This window comes from Vibrio phycocola, assembly GCF_054404255.1.
Genome location: NZ_JBTAMQ010000002.1, coordinates 93,891 through 109,539 on the forward strand (window position 1 = coordinate 93,891; position 15,649 = coordinate 109,539).

General features: G+C 40.6%; 15 protein-coding genes. 2 read left to right on the forward strand and 13 right to left on the reverse strand.

What is annotated here, in order from left to right; all coding sequences use genetic code 11:
• Nucleotides 1-142: 142 nt before the first annotated feature.
• The 4 genes from ACXJY6_RS04035 to yfbV all read right to left on the reverse strand — a co-directional run bounded on the left by ACXJY6_RS04035 (nt 143) and on the right by yfbV (nt 3,570).
• Nucleotides 143-937: an ABC transporter ATP-binding protein gene (locus ACXJY6_RS04035; protein WP_458767478.1), complete on the reverse strand. Its 795-nt coding sequence runs from the start codon at nt 935-937 to the stop codon at nt 143-145.
• Entirely contained in the window at nt 934-1,833 is a 900-nt protein-coding gene (locus ACXJY6_RS04040; protein WP_456051891.1) for an ABC transporter permease, read from the reverse strand. The genes ACXJY6_RS04035 and ACXJY6_RS04040 overlap by 4 nt, the downstream gene beginning before the upstream one ends.
• Nucleotides 1,834-1,890: 57 nt before the next feature.
• Nucleotides 1,891-2,859 carry an ABC transporter substrate-binding protein gene (locus ACXJY6_RS04045; RefSeq protein WP_458767479.1) on the reverse strand — a complete coding sequence of 323 codons (969 nt, stop codon included), beginning with the start codon at nt 2,857-2,859 and terminating at the stop codon, nt 1,891-1,893.
• Between the two features lie 258 nt (nt 2,860-3,117).
• Nucleotides 3,118-3,570, reverse strand: coding sequence for a terminus macrodomain insulation protein YfbV (yfbV, locus tag ACXJY6_RS04050; protein WP_456051889.1), 453 nt, complete (start codon nt 3,568-3,570; stop codon nt 3,118-3,120).
• A gap of 344 nt (nt 3,571-3,914) precedes the next feature.
• On the opposite strand from yfbV, the gene ACXJY6_RS04055 reads away from it, so the two are divergent.
• Both ACXJY6_RS04055 and pta read left to right on the forward strand, forming a co-directional pair.
• Nucleotides 3,915-5,114 carry an acetate kinase gene (locus tag ACXJY6_RS04055; protein WP_458767480.1) on the forward strand — a complete coding sequence of 400 codons (1,200 nt, stop codon included), beginning with the start codon at nt 3,915-3,917 and terminating at the stop codon, nt 5,112-5,114.
• A 118-nt stretch (nt 5,115-5,232) separates the two neighbouring features.
• Nucleotides 5,233-7,383 carry a phosphate acetyltransferase gene (gene pta, locus ACXJY6_RS04060; RefSeq protein ID WP_456051887.1) on the forward strand — a complete coding sequence of 717 codons (2,151 nt, stop codon included), beginning with the start codon at nt 5,233-5,235 and terminating at the stop codon, nt 7,381-7,383.
• A 111-nt stretch (nt 7,384-7,494) separates the two neighbouring features.
• On the opposite strand, the gene ACXJY6_RS04065 is transcribed toward pta, so the two are convergent.
• The 9 genes from ACXJY6_RS04065 to ACXJY6_RS04105 are packed head-to-tail and all read right to left on the reverse strand — an operon-like array spanning nt 7,495 to nt 15,644.
• The gene (locus ACXJY6_RS04065; protein ID WP_456051886.1) at nt 7,495-8,097 is read right to left on the reverse strand and encodes an OmpA family protein; all 603 of its coding nucleotides are present in this window, start codon (nt 8,095-8,097) and stop codon (nt 7,495-7,497) included.
• Between the two features lie 12 nt (nt 8,098-8,109).
• Complete coding sequence (locus ACXJY6_RS04070; RefSeq protein WP_458767481.1) at nt 8,110-9,474, reverse strand: TadE/TadG family type IV pilus assembly protein; 1,365 nt, start codon at nt 9,472-9,474, stop codon at nt 8,110-8,112.
• A 4-nt stretch (nt 9,475-9,478) separates the two neighbouring features.
• On the reverse strand, nt 9,479-10,021 hold the full coding sequence (gene tadF / locus ACXJY6_RS04075) for a tight adherence pilus pseudopilin TadF (RefSeq protein ID WP_458767482.1): 543 nt from the start codon (nt 10,019-10,021) through the stop codon (nt 9,479-9,481).
• Nucleotides 10,002-10,511, reverse strand: coding sequence for a TadE/TadG family type IV pilus assembly protein (locus ACXJY6_RS04080; RefSeq protein WP_458767483.1), 510 nt, complete (start codon nt 10,509-10,511; stop codon nt 10,002-10,004). The genes tadF and ACXJY6_RS04080 overlap by 20 nt, the downstream gene beginning before the upstream one ends.
• A gap of 14 nt (nt 10,512-10,525) precedes the next feature.
• Nucleotides 10,526-11,299, reverse strand: a complete 774-nt coding sequence (locus ACXJY6_RS04085; protein WP_458767484.1) for a tetratricopeptide repeat protein — start codon at nt 11,297-11,299, stop codon at nt 10,526-10,528.
• Nucleotides 11,292-12,200, reverse strand: a complete 909-nt coding sequence (locus ACXJY6_RS04090) for a type II secretion system F family protein (protein WP_456051881.1) — start codon at nt 12,198-12,200, stop codon at nt 11,292-11,294. The genes ACXJY6_RS04085 and ACXJY6_RS04090 overlap by 8 nt, the downstream gene beginning before the upstream one ends.
• A 2-nt stretch (nt 12,201-12,202) precedes the next feature.
• Nucleotides 12,203-13,123, reverse strand: coding sequence for a type II secretion system F family protein (locus ACXJY6_RS04095; protein WP_456051880.1), 921 nt, complete (start codon nt 13,121-13,123; stop codon nt 12,203-12,205).
• Nucleotides 13,123-14,403, reverse strand: a complete 1,281-nt coding sequence (locus tag ACXJY6_RS04100) for a TadA family conjugal transfer-associated ATPase (protein ID WP_456051879.1) — start codon at nt 14,401-14,403, stop codon at nt 13,123-13,125. The genes ACXJY6_RS04095 and ACXJY6_RS04100 overlap by 1 nt, the downstream gene beginning before the upstream one ends.
• A complete protein-coding gene (locus ACXJY6_RS04105; protein ID WP_456051878.1) occupies nt 14,403-15,644 on the reverse strand; it encodes a CpaE/TadZ family protein in 1,242 nt (413 codons plus the stop codon). Before ACXJY6_RS04105 ends, ACXJY6_RS04100 begins: the two co-directional genes overlap by 1 nt.
• Between the last annotated feature and the right edge of the window lie 5 nt (nt 15,645-15,649).

A 15,649-nucleotide genomic window follows, 5' to 3' on the forward strand; every position in this document is an offset into this window, starting at 1 on the left:
TTTCTCAATATTCCTTACCAAGCTTCACCAAATAAAAAAGCACTGGAATCCAGTGCTTTTATCAGAATATATGTTGAGTGCTGTTTATAAGTAATAAGCTAAGCTCTTGATTAGCTAAACCCGCTATTAACTAAGCTCGCTATTAGCTAAGTAATAAACTGTCATCAGCAAGCTCTTCACCACGTACTTTTGAAAACATTTCCAAAAGATCAGGAACACCCATATTGGCCCTTTGTTCACCTTCAACATCGAGGACAATTTTACCTTGGTGAAGCATCACTGTACGATCACCACACGCCAACGCATCCTTCATCGAGTGCGTCACCATCATTACTGTTAAGTTATATTCCTTCACAATACGCTTGGTTAAATCGATAACAAACGCGGCCATTCTAGGATCAAGCGCGGCGGTATGTTCATCTAACAGCAGCAATTTGCTGTCTGATAGTGTTGCCATCACCAAACTGACGGCCTGACGTTGACCACCAGACAATAAGCCGATGCTGTCACTCAAACGATCTTCCAAACCCAAGCCCAAGATACTAATACGGTCTTGGAACAACTTACGGCGTTTGTTGGATAGTGAATGTGTCCATCCACGTCGTTTACCACGCATATACGCAAGTGCCATGTTCTCTTCAATTGTTAACGCGCCACAAGTACCCGCAAGAGGATCTTGGAATACTCGAGAACAAAGACTGGCTCGTTTATCAACACTTTGACGCGTAACATCAAATTCATCGATATTCACCGAACCGCCTACCATAGGAGTCTCACCGGTTACCGCACCCAACAATGTCGATTTACCTGCACCATTTGAACCAATTACAGTCAAAAACTGATGCTCTGGTACGGTCAAATCGACACCGCGTAATGCTCTATTTTCAAGAATAGTTCCCGGATTAAACGTGACCTGAATGTTTTCCAAGCGGATCATGCTTTACCTCCAATGGCTTTTTTAGTCTTCATTCTTTTTTGCATTTTAGGCATGACTAATGCGAGTGCAACCAATACCGCGGTAACAAGGTTTAAGTCCGAAGCTTGCAAGCCGAACATTCCAGTACTTAACGCGAAAGCAACCGCCAAACGATACAGCACTGAACCTAAAATTACAGCAACAACCGCGACCCAAATTTTTCTTCCTGGCAATAGTGTCTGGCCAAGAATCACAGATGCTAAACCAACAACAATCGTACCAACACCAGAAGTCACATCAGCAAAACTATTGGTTTGAGCAAATAGTGCCCCTGAAAAACCAACAAAACCATTCGATATCGCTAAACCAACATAGGTATAGAATGCCGTACTGGCTCCCTGAGCAGAAACCATACGAGCGTTAACACCTGTTGCGCGCAAACCAAGTCCAAAATCACTGTTCAACATACGTACAACAAAAATACCCGACAAGATAACCAAGATACCTACGACGAGCGGTCGGATATACAATGGATCACCCATTGCTTCGAACGGAGTTAATATAGTATCGGATCCAATCAATGCAACATTTGGACGCCCCATAATACGAATGTTGATTGAGAATGCGGCAATCATCGTAAGGATCGAAGCCAATAAATTCAAAATACCACATTTAACCGTGAGGAATGCCGTTACCCATCCGGTGATGGCTCCAGCGATGATTGCTAAAAAAGTAGCTACCCACGGGTCAATGCCCGAAACGATAGCCGTTGCTGCGACGGCGGCCCCCATTGGAAAGCTGCCATCAACACTAAGATCTGGAAAATCAAGGACTCGAAATGTTAAATAGACGCCTAATGCGACTAAGCCATAAACGAGTCCAATTTCTAATGCTCCAAAAAAAGCAAAAGCAGACATAAATACTCCCTTTCTGCTTAAAAAAGGTGGGGAACAAACCCCACCAAACAATCTTTATTATTCAATAATTTTAGTTGCGCGATCGACAATTGATGCTGGAATAACAAGACCGAGTTTTTCAGCTGCAGCTTTGTTGATAACAACATCTGAACCTGTCGCTACTTTCACATCGATAGATCCCGGATCTGTACCTTCTAAAACGGCCGCAACATAATCGGCAGTTTGTACACCGATCTGATAATAATCAAAGCCTAAACTCGCCACTGCACCACTTTCAACGTAAGTAGTTGTGGCAGCGAAAACTGGTGTTTTTGCTTGATTAGCCGCAACAATCATCCCTTCAATTGCACTTGCAACCGTGTTATCAATAAGTGCATAAATAACATCAGACTTCGATGCAATTGCTTGAGTTGCTGATTGGATGTCTGCACTCTTAAGTGCCGTTGCTTCTACTAATGTAACGCCTTCCGCTTCAGCACTGGTTTTAAGTAAGTCCATTAAACTGACGGAATTAGCCTCTCCAGGGTTATAAACCACACCAATGGTTTTAACTGAAGGAAGCATCTCTTTTATCATTTGCACATGTTGAAGTACGGGTGATAAATCAGATAAGCCAGTTACATTTTTGCCTGGTTTCTCTAGTGAATCGACCAATTTAGCACCTATCGGATCGGTAACAGCAGTAAATACGATTGGGATATTTTTAGTAGATGTGACTAGCGCTTGAGCCGTCGGAGTTGCGATACCAACTAGTACGTCAGGTTCCTCGCCTACAAATTGACGAGCAATCTGAACTGCAATTGCAGGATTTCCTTGAGCCGTTTTAAAATCGAATTCTAAATTTTTTCCTTCTTCATAACCCTTGGCTTTCAATCCATCAAGCAATCCTTGACGTGTTGCATCCAATGCTGGGTGTTCGACAATTTGAGAAACTGCCACTTTCGCTGTTTTTGCCATAATACTCGTAGAAGAGAGTAATGCCGCACCTGCAAGAGCTACGGTAACTAATATTTTTCCTGCGTTCATCAGAACTCCTTATTGCGAAGCTTTATGCTACTTTTCGTCAATTTTGTTATCTAATCTGCGTTCATTTATTGCAGTCCACAACATATTTACCAGTTACACAGCGTAAAGGGAAGCAAGTTTTACGACCGAGGTCTTAAAATTACAACCCCGCACAACCCAAGGGCAATATGTTCTATTTTGGGGCCTAACATGCACAAAAAAGCCTCTTTTAAGGAAAAAGAGGCTTTTATCGTGCAGGCTGTTTATTGAGCGACTTTTCTAAAACCAACGCTCTAATGCTGACTTATCCAACTGGCGAAATGCTCGATTTAATACATATGCTAGCTCTTTATATCGAGGGCGAGATTTAACCGGTTCAATAGCACCTCCCGATTCTAAGATTTTCTCGTTTAATTCACGATACCAATGAACTAGATTTGGAGGAAGTAAAGTGTTTGAACGATTTCCCAACCACCATATCCCTTGAACGGGCAAGCTCAATGCGAAAACGGCTATAACGATAGCTTGGGGAAGGTAATCGACATTATTGAAGGTGATTTGAGTTAATACACTTATAGCCGCAACAGCCGGCATAACTTTTATCGCAAATCTCGTTGCCTTAATCACGCGTTGGTCTGGGAAAAGCAAAGAAAGCTCTTTTCTCATAGGCCAACTGTCCATATATTTTTGTCCATCTCGAAGGTTATGGACCAATCCAATATCATCACGCATAGGCTCTCACTTCTTCAATTAAACTTTTTATTAAAAATAAGTTGAATTAATCAACTTATTTTGCAAAAACTTAATGTTGGATAATATTTTTTCAAAAAATTTTGTTATATTAAGCCCACCTCGCACACAGCACATTCGTGCGCGACCAGAATTTCATTGTTACCCCTAAATTCAGTTAAAGCAACCGAGATTTAGCAAAACGTGTAAAAGTTTGTGACTCATTGTGAACTGTTTACATTAAATGATATTTTTATTGATCGGGAGTGGGATTTATCATTCGTTTTATCCTATATATTACCCGCACAACTTTTAACAAATTAAACCGAAAGTACAGGTAGTTACACATGTCAAAACTAGTTCTAGTTTTAAACTGCGGCAGCTCGTCTCTTAAATTCGCTGTTGTCGATGCAAATAATGGAAATGAACACTTAACCGGCCTTGCAGAATGCCTTTCTCTTCCCGAAGCTCGTATCAAGTGGAAATTAGATGGTGGCAAGCATGAGGCTCAGTTAGGCAATGGCGCTGCGCACATTGAAGCATTATCGTTTATGGTCGATACTATTCTTGCGTCGAAGCCAGAGCTTGCTGAAAACCTCGCGGCCATCGGTCACCGAGTTGTTCACGGTGGTGAACAATTCACTCAATCAGCATTAATTGATGATTCTGTATTACAAGGTATCGAAGACTCTTCGACCTTTGCGCCTCTTCATAACCCTGCGCACATCATCGGTATTAAAGCGGCTCAAAAAGCATTTCCAGCTTTAAAAAATATCGCTGTGTTTGATACGGCGTTCCACCAAACAATGCCTGAAGAGTCATACTTATACGCGCTTCCTTATAAGCTATATAAAGAACATGGAATTCGTCGCTACGGCATGCATGGTACATCTCATTTGTTCATCGCTCGTGAAGCAGCTGAACGTTTAAATGTTCCTGCAGATAAACTGAATATTATTAACTGTCATCTGGGTAACGGTGCTTCTATCTGTGCAATTAAAGATGGTAAATCTGTAGACACATCTATGGGTTTAACTCCTTTAGAAGGATTGGTCATGGGTACACGTTGTGGTGATATCGATCCTGCGATTATATTCCACCTTCATGATGCTCTTGGTTACTCAATTGAAGATATCAATACTATGTTGACCAAAGAGTCTGGTTTACTAGGTTTGACTGAAGTGACCTCTGACTGCCGCTTTGTGGAAGATAACCATGAAGAGAAACCAGAAGCGAAGCGTGCCTTAGATGTCTTCTGTCATCGTTTGGCTAAATACATCGCAGGTTACACTGCAAGCATGGATGGTCGCCTAGATGCTATTGTGTTTACTGGCGGAATCGGTGAAAACTCAGCACCAATTCGTGAAATGGTTCTTAACCGTTTAGCCATTTTTGGTATTGAAGTCGATGCCAATGCGAACTTGAAAGCACGCTTTGGTGGCGAAGGTGTTATCACCACAGCTGATAGCCGTATTCCTTCAATTGTAATTTCAACCAATGAAGAATTGGTAATTGCAGAAGATACCGCGCGACTCGCTGGTCTTTAATTCGATTAACTGGCTAACTTCATAAGTTAGCCAGTTTGCTTTGGGGCTCATAATTTACAGAGCCAATTTATTTACCCCCTAATTATATTAGGTCTTTTTTGCTATAGGTAATCTTGCCATGTCTCGTACAATAATGCTTGTTCCTACTAGCGCTGGCGTAGGCTTAACGAGTGTAAGCTTAGGCGTCATCCACGCTATGGAACGTAAAGGAGTTTCTGTCTCCTTTTACAAACCAATCGCTCAACCACGTAGTGGCGGCGACCAACCAGATTTAACATCTACAATTCTTAGTACCAATATTAATATCAAGATTGCTGAACCTGTTCATATGTCTAAAGCAGAGACATTAATCGGCTCAGAAAAAATGGATGAGTTGTTGGAAACTATTGTTGAACGTTATAGTTCGATTAATTCTGAATCTGAAGTTACCCTAATTGAAGGTTTAGTTCCAACGCGTAAACACCCATTTGCAAACCAAGTAAATGCTGAAATAGCGAGCACACTTGGTGCTGAAATCGTGTTTGTTGCAACCCCAGGTTTGGATAATCCATCGCAGCTTAAAGAGCGCATCGAAGTTGCATGTTCTAACTTTGGCGGTACTAAAAATAAAAGTATCTCTGGCGTGATCATCAACAAGCTAAATGCTCCAGTAGACGAAGCCGGACGTACTCGCCCAGATCTATCAGAGATTTTTGATGAGGCAGAAGTAGCTAAGCAGAGTAACATCGAAGTGTTACAGATCTTTAATTCGAGTCCAATTCGTGTATTAGGCTGTGTGCCTTGGAGCATCGATCTAATTGCCACTCGTGCTATTGATATGGCGAAACATCTCAACGCGGAAATCATCAATGAAGGCGAACTGAAAACTCGACGCATTAAAAGCATCACGTTCTGTGCTCGCTCGTTACCTAATATGATGGAACATTTCCGTCCAGGTTCCTTACTCGTTACTTCAGCAGACCGCCCCGACGTTATCGTTGCAGCTTCTCTTGCTGCAATGAACGGTGTTGATATTGGTGCCATCTTACTAACTGGTGGCTATGACATTCCTAAATCAATCTACGATTTATGTCTTCCAGCATTAAAATCTGGCCTACCTATATTCAAAGCGTCTGGAAACACATGGCAGACTTCTTTAAACTTGCAGAGCTTTAGCTTAGAAGTTCCTTCAGATGATAAAGAGCGCATTGAATTTATTAATGACCACGTTGCGAGCCATATTGATGGTCCTTGGATCAACTCTCTTTCTGAGGGAACTCAAGGCATTCGCCGTTTAAGTCCTCCTGCATTCCGCTATCAGCTCACTGAGTTTGCTCGCCGTGCAGCAAAACGCATTGTCCTTCCTGAAGGAGATGAGCCTCGTACTGTTAAAGCAGCCGCAATTTGTGCTGAACGTGGTATTGCAACGTGTGTACTCCTTGGTAATCCCGATGAGATTAGACGTGTTGCTGTTCAACAAGGTGTTGAGTTAGGCGCCGGTGTAGAAATTATCGATTCAGACAAAGTTCGCGAAAATTACATTGCAAGACTCGTAGAGCTACGTGGCGCAAAAGGCATGACTGAAGTTGTAGCCAAAGCAAAACTGGAAGACTCCGTTTTCCTAGGCACAATGATGTTGGAAGCGAATGAAGTTGATGGCTTAGTATCTGGAGCGGTTCATACCACTGCAAACACCATCGTTCCTCCATTCCAAATCATAAAAACTGCACCAAACGCATCAATCGTTTCTTCAATCTTCTTCATGCTATTGCCTGATCAAGTATTGGTATACGGAGACTGTGCAATTAACCCTGATCCTAATGCTGAACAGCTTGCAGAAATTGCAATTCAATCAGCAGATTCAGCAGCAGCATTTGGTATCGATCCGCGTGTTGCCATGATTTCCTATTCAACAGGTGAATCTGGTAAAGGGGTTGATGTAGACAAAGTACGTGAAGCAACACGTATTGCTCAGGAAAAACGCCCAGATCTCGTTATCGATGGTCCACTACAGTATGATGCAGCAATCATGGAGAACGTTGCTAAATCTAAAGCACCAGACTCACCAGTAGCGGGTAAGGCAACTGTATTTGTATTCCCAGACTTAAATACTGGTAACACTACGTACAAAGCGGTTCAACGTTCCGCTGATTTGGTTTCGATTGGCCCAATGCTTCAAGGTATGCGTAAGCCGGTTAATGACTTATCTCGTGGCGCTCTAGTTGATGATATCGTGTACACTATCGCTCTTACTGCTATCCAAGCAGGTCAAGCTGACGACAATAGCTAACACCTTAATCATATCTAGCTTGTAAAAAGCGCAAAAAAGAGGCCTAAACATGAGTGTTTAGGCCTCTTTCATTTATAAGATCCAATTAATTACAAAATGTCGCTGAGCGTATTATTTGGATAAAGTGATATCAACGCGACGGTTTAATGCACGACCTTCAGCTGTTGTGTTTAATGCTATTGGGTCCATTTCTCCCAAGGAGATCACTCGTACCGACCCATAAGGTAAGCCATTTTTTTCCAAATATTGAGCAACTTCATGTGCACGTGCACCGCCAAGCTCTAAATTATAATTGTCAGTACCAATAGAATCAGTATTACCGACAATATTATAGGTTAACAATTCATCTCCAACACCTTCGAGTACGAATTTAGCTGCAGGAGTGAGTTCATCTTTATCAAACTCAAAGGTCACACGCCCAGACGGTTCTTCTTTGTATCGACGCACGAGAAAATCTTTACACCCTTGCGCTACAGTAATATCTTTGTTTACGCTTTTGATTACTGCGTCAGATTCAACGACTGGATTTCTACCAACGTCTTGAGTCATTCCACCAAAACCGACGTAAACTCGATTGGCAGAATCAACTTCTACTGATTCAACAAATTTAACCCCACTTTTACCACAATAGTGTTGGAGTACCGTTGTATCTGCTTGTGCACTAAGGCTAATTGCAGAACATACCGCGATAAGAGTAATTATTTTGTTTTTCATATTAGCCTTCTTTTAATCTACTTGTGTGGCCAAGTGGCCAATTTCTTCGGTTATCAATGAAAGTATGGTATCTGCAATCTCTTCTGTGTTTTGAGCTTCATATACGTTATCAGTACCCACACAATTGGCTAACTGAGGGAAATCATCAATCTCGTAATCGAAGCCAATTACCGCCATTGTAATGTCAATATCATCATTTTCAAAATGGCTTGAAATTGTATCGCATAAACCCGCATCGTAAAGTTGATCACTAAAATTGTTCGACTGATATGAATCACTATCAGATATGTCGGTATATGAGTCCCCCCCATCAGATAATACGATGAGGAGTCTTTTATCATTGTTTCCTTCGTCGAGTAATTGAGCTCCACGAATAATACCTGCAAACGATGCTGTTCCACTACCTTCGTCCTTAGCAATATGAAAATTGCTTGGACTATTGATATCTGTAATAAAACTTTCTGTATCAGACGTGAGTTCAATATTAGTAAACTTCGAAATATTCGTTACTTCCCCATTACTCCAACCTGAACTATGGATAGCATGACTGGTGTTAAAAACGTTACTAATCGTACTAGCAACATCCAATATATTCACACCAGGATGGGTTGGGTATTCGGATGTACAACGCCCGTCAGAAAAAGTCGCCCAATAAAACTTGTTACCCTGTTTATATGCTGATTTAGAACACAGAATCCCTGCAACAAAATCATCATCAGAATTTTTTGCATAAAAATCGTATCCGGAAACACCGATAGTACTTAGCGCGTACCCCTCAGTAATATTGTCGTTATAATCCTTAAGCACACCTGCGACTTCTTTCAAAATTTCGATTACATCTTCAAACTTGCGGTTATCGCCGCCATCCCAATACTGGTACATTGAAGCAGAAAAATCAGCCACTAACATGACATCTATTGCTTCTGATTGATACTTTCTAGATGCTGAGTAAGAAGCAACATCGTAGGTCTCTCCAAAACCAGCGATGACATCATTACCTGGAAACCAAGAATCTTGTGTAATTGTGCCGGTAACCTCATAATTGAAATAACGTTCTTCAGAGTCGCTATTACAACCCGCCGTGCCGCTACCTGGATTACAGGTAGTCACTGTGACATTAATATCACCAGTTTCCACTTCAGCTAAAGGAAAGTAATATGAGATATAATCAGCAGCGGTATTCTGCCTAGTTACAGAGTTACTCGATGCCTGTGCCGATACTGCCAAACTTGCCACTTCTAAAGCTTCATTTAACCGAGCCTTATCCTGAACAGCTCGAGCACCATCACTTCCCAACATAAAAACACCAAATAATACTGGTATTATCATTGCGAATAATATTGCCGCATGTCCTCGCTGTTTTTTTACAAAGTTCATAATTTTACCTACCCATTACGGCGGAGTAGCTTTGTACTCGATTAAATGTCTTCCCAACTAGGGCTCCGAACCAGTTATCGGTTTGATAACAAAGAGTCACCTGATATAAGGTAACCGTATTTCCCCAACTTGTAGTAATAAATAAGCCTGATGCCGGTTCGACGTCAGTACAGGTAATACCAGTTTTATAAGCAGGCGTCTTAGAAACAGTTGATCCATCAAAAGTAAACACATCTAACACATAACCAAAATTAGTTTGGTCAAAATTATTCATTGTTCGAGCTAATGATGCCGACACATAATTATAGGTGTCTTGACCTTGAGCCGTAGCTCCCTCATCAATATTATACTCTTCATCAAACAATTGAGTACGTTCTTTAATAATACTTGCAGCGGAATAAGACATACGGTCAAGTTTACCTTTTATCGCTAGTTTAATGATGATATCAGCACTAAATACGAGCAATAAAGAAAAAGCGATCCCGACAATAGCGAACTCTACGGTAAAATTTCCCGAGCATCGCTGCTTAGTAGACGATAAATTCACTACGCTGATACTCCTGTATTACGATCATTTCACGACTAAAAAGGCTTTCATCAGATAAAAAAGTAGTAAAGATTGGACTGTATGAATAGTCAAAGCGATACAACGCTATTGCTGCTCCCTCAGCTTCACCACACTCGGTAATGCTTTCGTCAGAGTCACCACACGACCCATCATATTGGGTTAACTTTTCAAAACTTTGAAGGTACTGTACCGTAATCCTAAAATCATTACTATTTGCTGCATAACTCCATAAACTGCTACTTTGTTGTAAAATCGCATTAAAATCTTGTATAAAGTCTTCAGTATCGCCTTCATTTTTTTTAGCAACTTGTGATGCTCTAGAGATAGCCAAATCACCAATTGCTGAGATATAAGAAAGAAAGCTCATCTCAATCCAAGCAGCACACATATACCAAAATAAGATAAAGCCCATAGCAAATTCTATTGAACTTACGCCTTGTTGTTTATTCTTTATGCGTCTAAACATCATAAGTGTAAAAATTCCTATAAACGATTTATCTCACCAGCTAAGAAATCCGGTGGTCCTTCAAATGCTATCAATTCTATTTCTGCTAGCTCATGAAATACTTGCCTTTTTTCAACTTCGGTTAACTTGGCGTCTTCGAGCAACTGAGAAAATTGCGGGTATAGACTAAGTTTTGCATAAGCAAACGCCAAATTGGACTTCACTTTTTGCGATACGTTATCTTGCCCAAGCAAAGGTGTTAACTTCTCCACTGCAGACTCATATTGTCCTTCGATAAGGTCGATCATTGCGAGATTATTTTTTATCGTCACATCATCGATCATCCGCTGACGAGCTTTAACAAAATAGCTACGAGCATGAAAGTAATCTCCACCATATGCAGCTATAACACCGAGTAAATTTAACGTTTCCCCATGATTCGGGTCTAACCTAATGGCTTTTTGTAAAGAGCGCTGGGATTCTGTCATGGCATTTAAACCAAACTTTGCTTTCCCATAAAGGAAATAAGCATCGGCACTTGTTTCCTCACCTTCAATTAGAGGTTGCACATAAAAAATTGCAGATTCAAAATCTCGAGTTTGAATATATGAATGAACAAGCTTAAGCCGAGTGGTAACGCTGTCTTCAACCAACAATTCCTGTTTGTAGAGCTTTATCAACTCTTGGTCGTTCCCACTACTTTCTAATAACTGCTCATTAGTATATCTAGGTCGCTCAACATCACTCGTCGACGTACAGCCAACCAATAAGATGATCGTTAAAATAGATAGTATTGCTCTTGTATCAAGCATCCATCATCATCCTCATAACACCAGGAGCCGCAACCAATATAACAATTGGTATCATAATAAATAGAATTAGAGGAACTGACATTTTGGCAGCTAATTTACCGATTTTCTCTTCTACCGTTAACAATTGAACTTCTCGAATGTCGGCTGACAACGTGCTCAGCACAGCATAAATTGAAGAACCATAATGCAAGCTTTGGTTTAAGGTCATTACAAAACTACGCATCTCATTCGACGGTACTCTTATATACATTTCCTCAAGAGCAACACCAATCCCGACTAAATTACTACGTTCATTCACCCTTTTAAGCAAATAGGCAAGATCCTTATCGAAGCCTTCCATTTCGTGTGAAAGATACCGAACTGACGCTTCTATTGTCATACCAGTCTGTACACATACCGCAATTAAATCTAAAAGATAAGGTAAGCGACTGGTAATTGAGTACGTTAATTCGCGAGCTTTAAAATTAAGAAATGCATCAGGGAGAATTAATGCCATGATTAGCCATACGGAACAGTGTATGACTATTGTCATCATTTCTTTTTCGGCTGAAATATCTATAGCCAAAATAATAAGCAGGCCTGAGAATAGCACTGTCAATTTTATGGGGACAAACATCTTTGCCCATCGTGGGTCATAAATACCAGCGGCTAAAAATTTCTGACTGATTTCCTTTGGATCATTAGTAAAAGCCTGAGAGGATAATTCGGATAACCTAGATAAAACAGAACCTTTAGTTTCTCGAGAGGTACCCAACTCTTCATGCAAGTTAAATTTATGAAGACGCACTTCATTTTTATGTTTGCGTAAAGATATCGCTAATAAGGCCAACCCAAGGATTAGTACAACAAGGCTTACTACCAAAACGGGCTTTTGCTGAATGAAAACGACAAATTCAGACATATCTAGCGTACTCCTCTCATCAACATCCAGACAATAAATATACCTATTGCCTCACTGATCACGACATAATAGAGAATAGGCCGACCCGCTTCATGAAACATAACGAACTCATAATTTTCGGGGCTTAGATATTGCAGCATAAAAAGAAAGATAAAAGGGATTGCAGCGACAATTTTTACTGACATCCTGGCTTCTGCAGTCATTGAGAATTTTTTCTTTTCTACAGAGCGGGCATTAAACATCATACGATTCAAGCGCATCATGATATCTTTCAATTGACCACCACGCTGGATATTGGCGCGCAAACATATAACAAAAAAGTAAAATGAAGGGTACGGAAAACGCGAACAAGACTTACGGAATACATCATCGACTGACTCACCAATCTGCATTCGTTGGCCCATAACTTTAAATTCTGCACCAACATCACCATCCAATGTATTACCTACATAAACAATGGCATGCATAATACTCTCACCTGCTGAAATGGCACTCGTCATCATATTTAGAGCATCAGGGAATGCCCTTTCAAACATCGTTTCTTCACGTCGTTGCAACCAGATCACCAACATAATATTGCCGACGATTACCCCTGCTACTGCCATGCCAATAACATTAGCACGAAGGAATTGCATATTTATAAGATATACGAGAACTTGAATAACGATATTAGCTAAGATCGCTTTTATATAAGGGTGCTTACCTAACTGCTTTTTTATATTTTCCCAACGAGTTCTTAAAGAATCTTTCCAATTTTGCTCTAATAATGATTTCAGATCGATAGCTTGTTGATCACTCACTACTGTTGTTCGGACAGTAGACTTGTTGAAATCTGCTAAATAGTCATGCTTTTGGCTATTTTTATGTAACGTAACAACCAATACCAACACACCAAAACAAATAAGCAATATCGGAACAACCATTAACCTTCTCCTAGTCTAAAGGCTTGAGCCAACTGTTGTTCTAACCCGAAAAATCTGGCCTTTTCCATCAATACAGATCTTTGCATTAGACCTGGTGTTATAAAGTCCCCGTTGACTTTTCCGTCAGAAGATTGCTGATGGTTTGCCTGAAAGCGGAAGAGTTCTTCCATTACAACACTTTGTCCTTCCAAACCCACAACTTCAGTAATATTCATAACTTTACGACTACCATCATGGAGGCGACTAATCTGAATAATGATGTCGACTGCACTGACAATTGTTCTTCGTATTGCTTCTAGAGGAAGGTTATTAGTTGCCATCATGACCATAGCTTCGACACGAGCCAATGCATCTCTAGGCGTATTGGCGTGCAATGTTGACATCGACCCATCATGACCAGTATTCATGGCTTGGAGCATTTCAAAAGCTTCTGGGCCACGACACTCACCGACTATTATCCGATCTGGACGCATACGCAGTGAGTTTATAACCAAATCCCGTTGATTTATCATACCCGTGTTTTCAATGCCGGCGGTACGCGTTTCCAATCGAACAACGTGTGGTTGCTGCAACCTCAATTCCGCCGCATCTTCTATGGTTAAAACCCGCTCACCTTCTGAAATATATTGAGACAAAGCATTAAGCATCGTCGTTTTACCAGAACCAGTACCACCGGAAATCAGAATATTCAGGCGACAACGTGCAGCAACCATAAGAACTTGAGCCATCTCTTCACTCATAGCTCCGTAGCCACATAAAGCTTTTAAATCAATACTTTGCTTTTTAAACTTACGAATAGAAATTGCGGTGCCATCGATGGCAATTGGTGGGATTACAATATTGACACGACTTCCATCTTGAAGACGTGCATCACAAGTAGGTGATGACTCATCAACACGACGCCCAACCCGGCTTGCAATTCGTTTCGCTATTTCCAAAAGTTGTTTTTCATCAATAAATGTAACCGACGATTTTTCTACCAAACCATTCCGTTCGATGAACACATTTTGAGCGCCATTAATCATCACGTCGGTAATTGACTCATCATCCATTAAGCTCTGGAGTGGACCTAAACCTACTAACTCGTCAACTAAGTGAGTAACAAAGTCTCTACGAGCGATACTTGATACTACCAACTGCTCCTGGTCTATCAACAAATCGACAGCACTAGATAACTGTCGTAACAACTGCTCTCGAGTTAAATCGTTAACAGCAGCAGGATCGAGAGCTTCGAAAATTTGTTTTCGTAGCTGAATGTATATCTCTTTGGTACTAACCATTAACTATCATTCCTCGAAAACAACGATGCAATGCCTGATTTACTTTTATAGGCTAAGGATTCACCAAGAATTAATGAGACTAACCGCTTGAGAGGCGACTTCATACCGGAACTTGATTTTGCTAACCGTTTTCCTTCAACCAAATCTTTAGCTGCATTGGGCACATAAGGTAGAACAACTTGGGGTTTGTAATTTAAAAATTTTTCAATTTCAGTCAACTTAACCGTCGACGACTTTTCGGGCACAACGTGATTAACAACAACGATCAAACGTGGTTTCGTATCATCGGTTTTCGTATCAAGCGCTTTCTTAATTCTCGCCGCATCTCGAACTGCTGATATTGTTGGGGTAACGACCAAAATCACACAATCACTTTCCATCCAATTGCGATTATCAGCTAACGGGCTTATGGCAGATGCCGATAAATCCTCGACGAAAAAATTAACTTCAGGAGAAAGTAGATCGACAATCGAATCTGTGTATTCGTTTAATTCATTAACGGTAAGATCATCTGAAGTCAAAGAAAGTACGCTAAGCATGTCACTTTGCTTTGCAATTAAAGAATTGATCGTAGTTAAGTCCAAAGATGTCAGCAACGCTCCTCTTTGCACCATACGCTTATCGAATTTGGGAATACCCATCATAATATCGATATCACCAGAATGATAATTATGATCGATAACAACACAATTAGATTTCTTATCACTAACAAGTTGATGTGCTACTTCTGATACCAACAATGTCGTACCAACACCACCTTTAGCGCCGATAATGGAGATTTTTTTCGCTCGACGCTTTTGACCTGGCCCACGATTAGATGCTCGGTTTACGTTGACACTTTTGACAAAATCAATAAGTTCCTGTTTAGAAATAGGCCAGAATAAATAGTAGAAGCCCATTTCCTTTAGATTTCGAATCGTCGAAATCGCATCTTCACACCCAATGACGATAACGGATGCATGACTTGGCAATAAATGACTGATCCGCTCTGCATCACGAGTTACGTTTTGACTTTTGTTTAACTCAACGATAACCACTTCGATACTTTGTTGTCTAACATGATCTGAAATACTCAGATCATCATTCGTTAACACTTCAGGATCAGTGATACCTTCAAACCGATATGCCTCTAAAACCAATTCACGACACTTTTCTGTCTGATAAAAAAGTACTGATGTAATTTTTTCTTTAGGATCATTTTCCGGCTGACTGTTTTTCAGTAAATCAACTAAATCAAACATAAATA

Bases quoted from the DNA above. Each gene is read 5' to 3' on its own strand.
- ACXJY6_RS04100 (WP_456051879.1), bottom strand. From the start codon at position 14,403: ATGGTTAGTACCAAAGAGATATACATTCAGCTACGAAAACAAATTTTC.
- ACXJY6_RS04035 (WP_458767478.1), bottom strand. From the start codon at position 937: ATGATCCGCTTGGAAAACATTCAGGTCACGTTTAATCCGGGAACTATT.
- pta (WP_456051887.1), top strand. From the start codon at position 5,233: ATGTCTCGTACAATAATGCTTGTTCCTACTAGCGCTGGCGTAGGCTTA.
- ACXJY6_RS04090 (WP_456051881.1), bottom strand. From the start codon at position 12,200: ATGTCTGAATTTGTCGTTTTCATTCAGCAAAAGCCCGTTTTGGTAGTA.
- ACXJY6_RS04045 (WP_458767479.1), bottom strand. From the start codon at position 2,859: ATGAACGCAGGAAAAATATTAGTTACCGTAGCTCTTGCAGGTGCGGCA.
- ACXJY6_RS04080 (WP_458767483.1), bottom strand. From the start codon at position 10,511: ATGATGTTTAGACGCATAAAGAATAAACAACAAGGCGTAAGTTCAATA.
- ACXJY6_RS04095 (WP_456051880.1), bottom strand. From the start codon at position 13,123: ATGGTTGTTCCGATATTGCTTATTTGTTTTGGTGTGTTGGTATTGGTT.
- ACXJY6_RS04040 (WP_456051891.1), bottom strand. From the start codon at position 1,833: ATGTCTGCTTTTGCTTTTTTTGGAGCATTAGAAATTGGACTCGTTTAT.
- ACXJY6_RS04070 (WP_458767481.1), bottom strand. From the start codon at position 9,474: ATGAACTTTGTAAAAAAACAGCGAGGACATGCGGCAATATTATTCGCA.
- yfbV (WP_456051889.1), bottom strand. From the start codon at position 3,570: ATGCGTGATGATATTGGATTGGTCCATAACCTTCGAGATGGACAAAAA.
- ACXJY6_RS04085 (WP_458767484.1), bottom strand. From the start codon at position 11,299: ATGCTTGATACAAGAGCAATACTATCTATTTTAACGATCATCTTATTG.
- ACXJY6_RS04055 (WP_458767480.1), top strand. From the start codon at position 3,915: ATGTCAAAACTAGTTCTAGTTTTAAACTGCGGCAGCTCGTCTCTTAAA.
- ACXJY6_RS04105 (WP_456051878.1), bottom strand. From the start codon at position 15,644: ATGTTTGATTTAGTTGATTTACTGAAAAACAGTCAGCCGGAAAATGAT.
- ACXJY6_RS04065 (WP_456051886.1), bottom strand. From the start codon at position 8,097: ATGAAAAACAAAATAATTACTCTTATCGCGGTATGTTCTGCAATTAGC.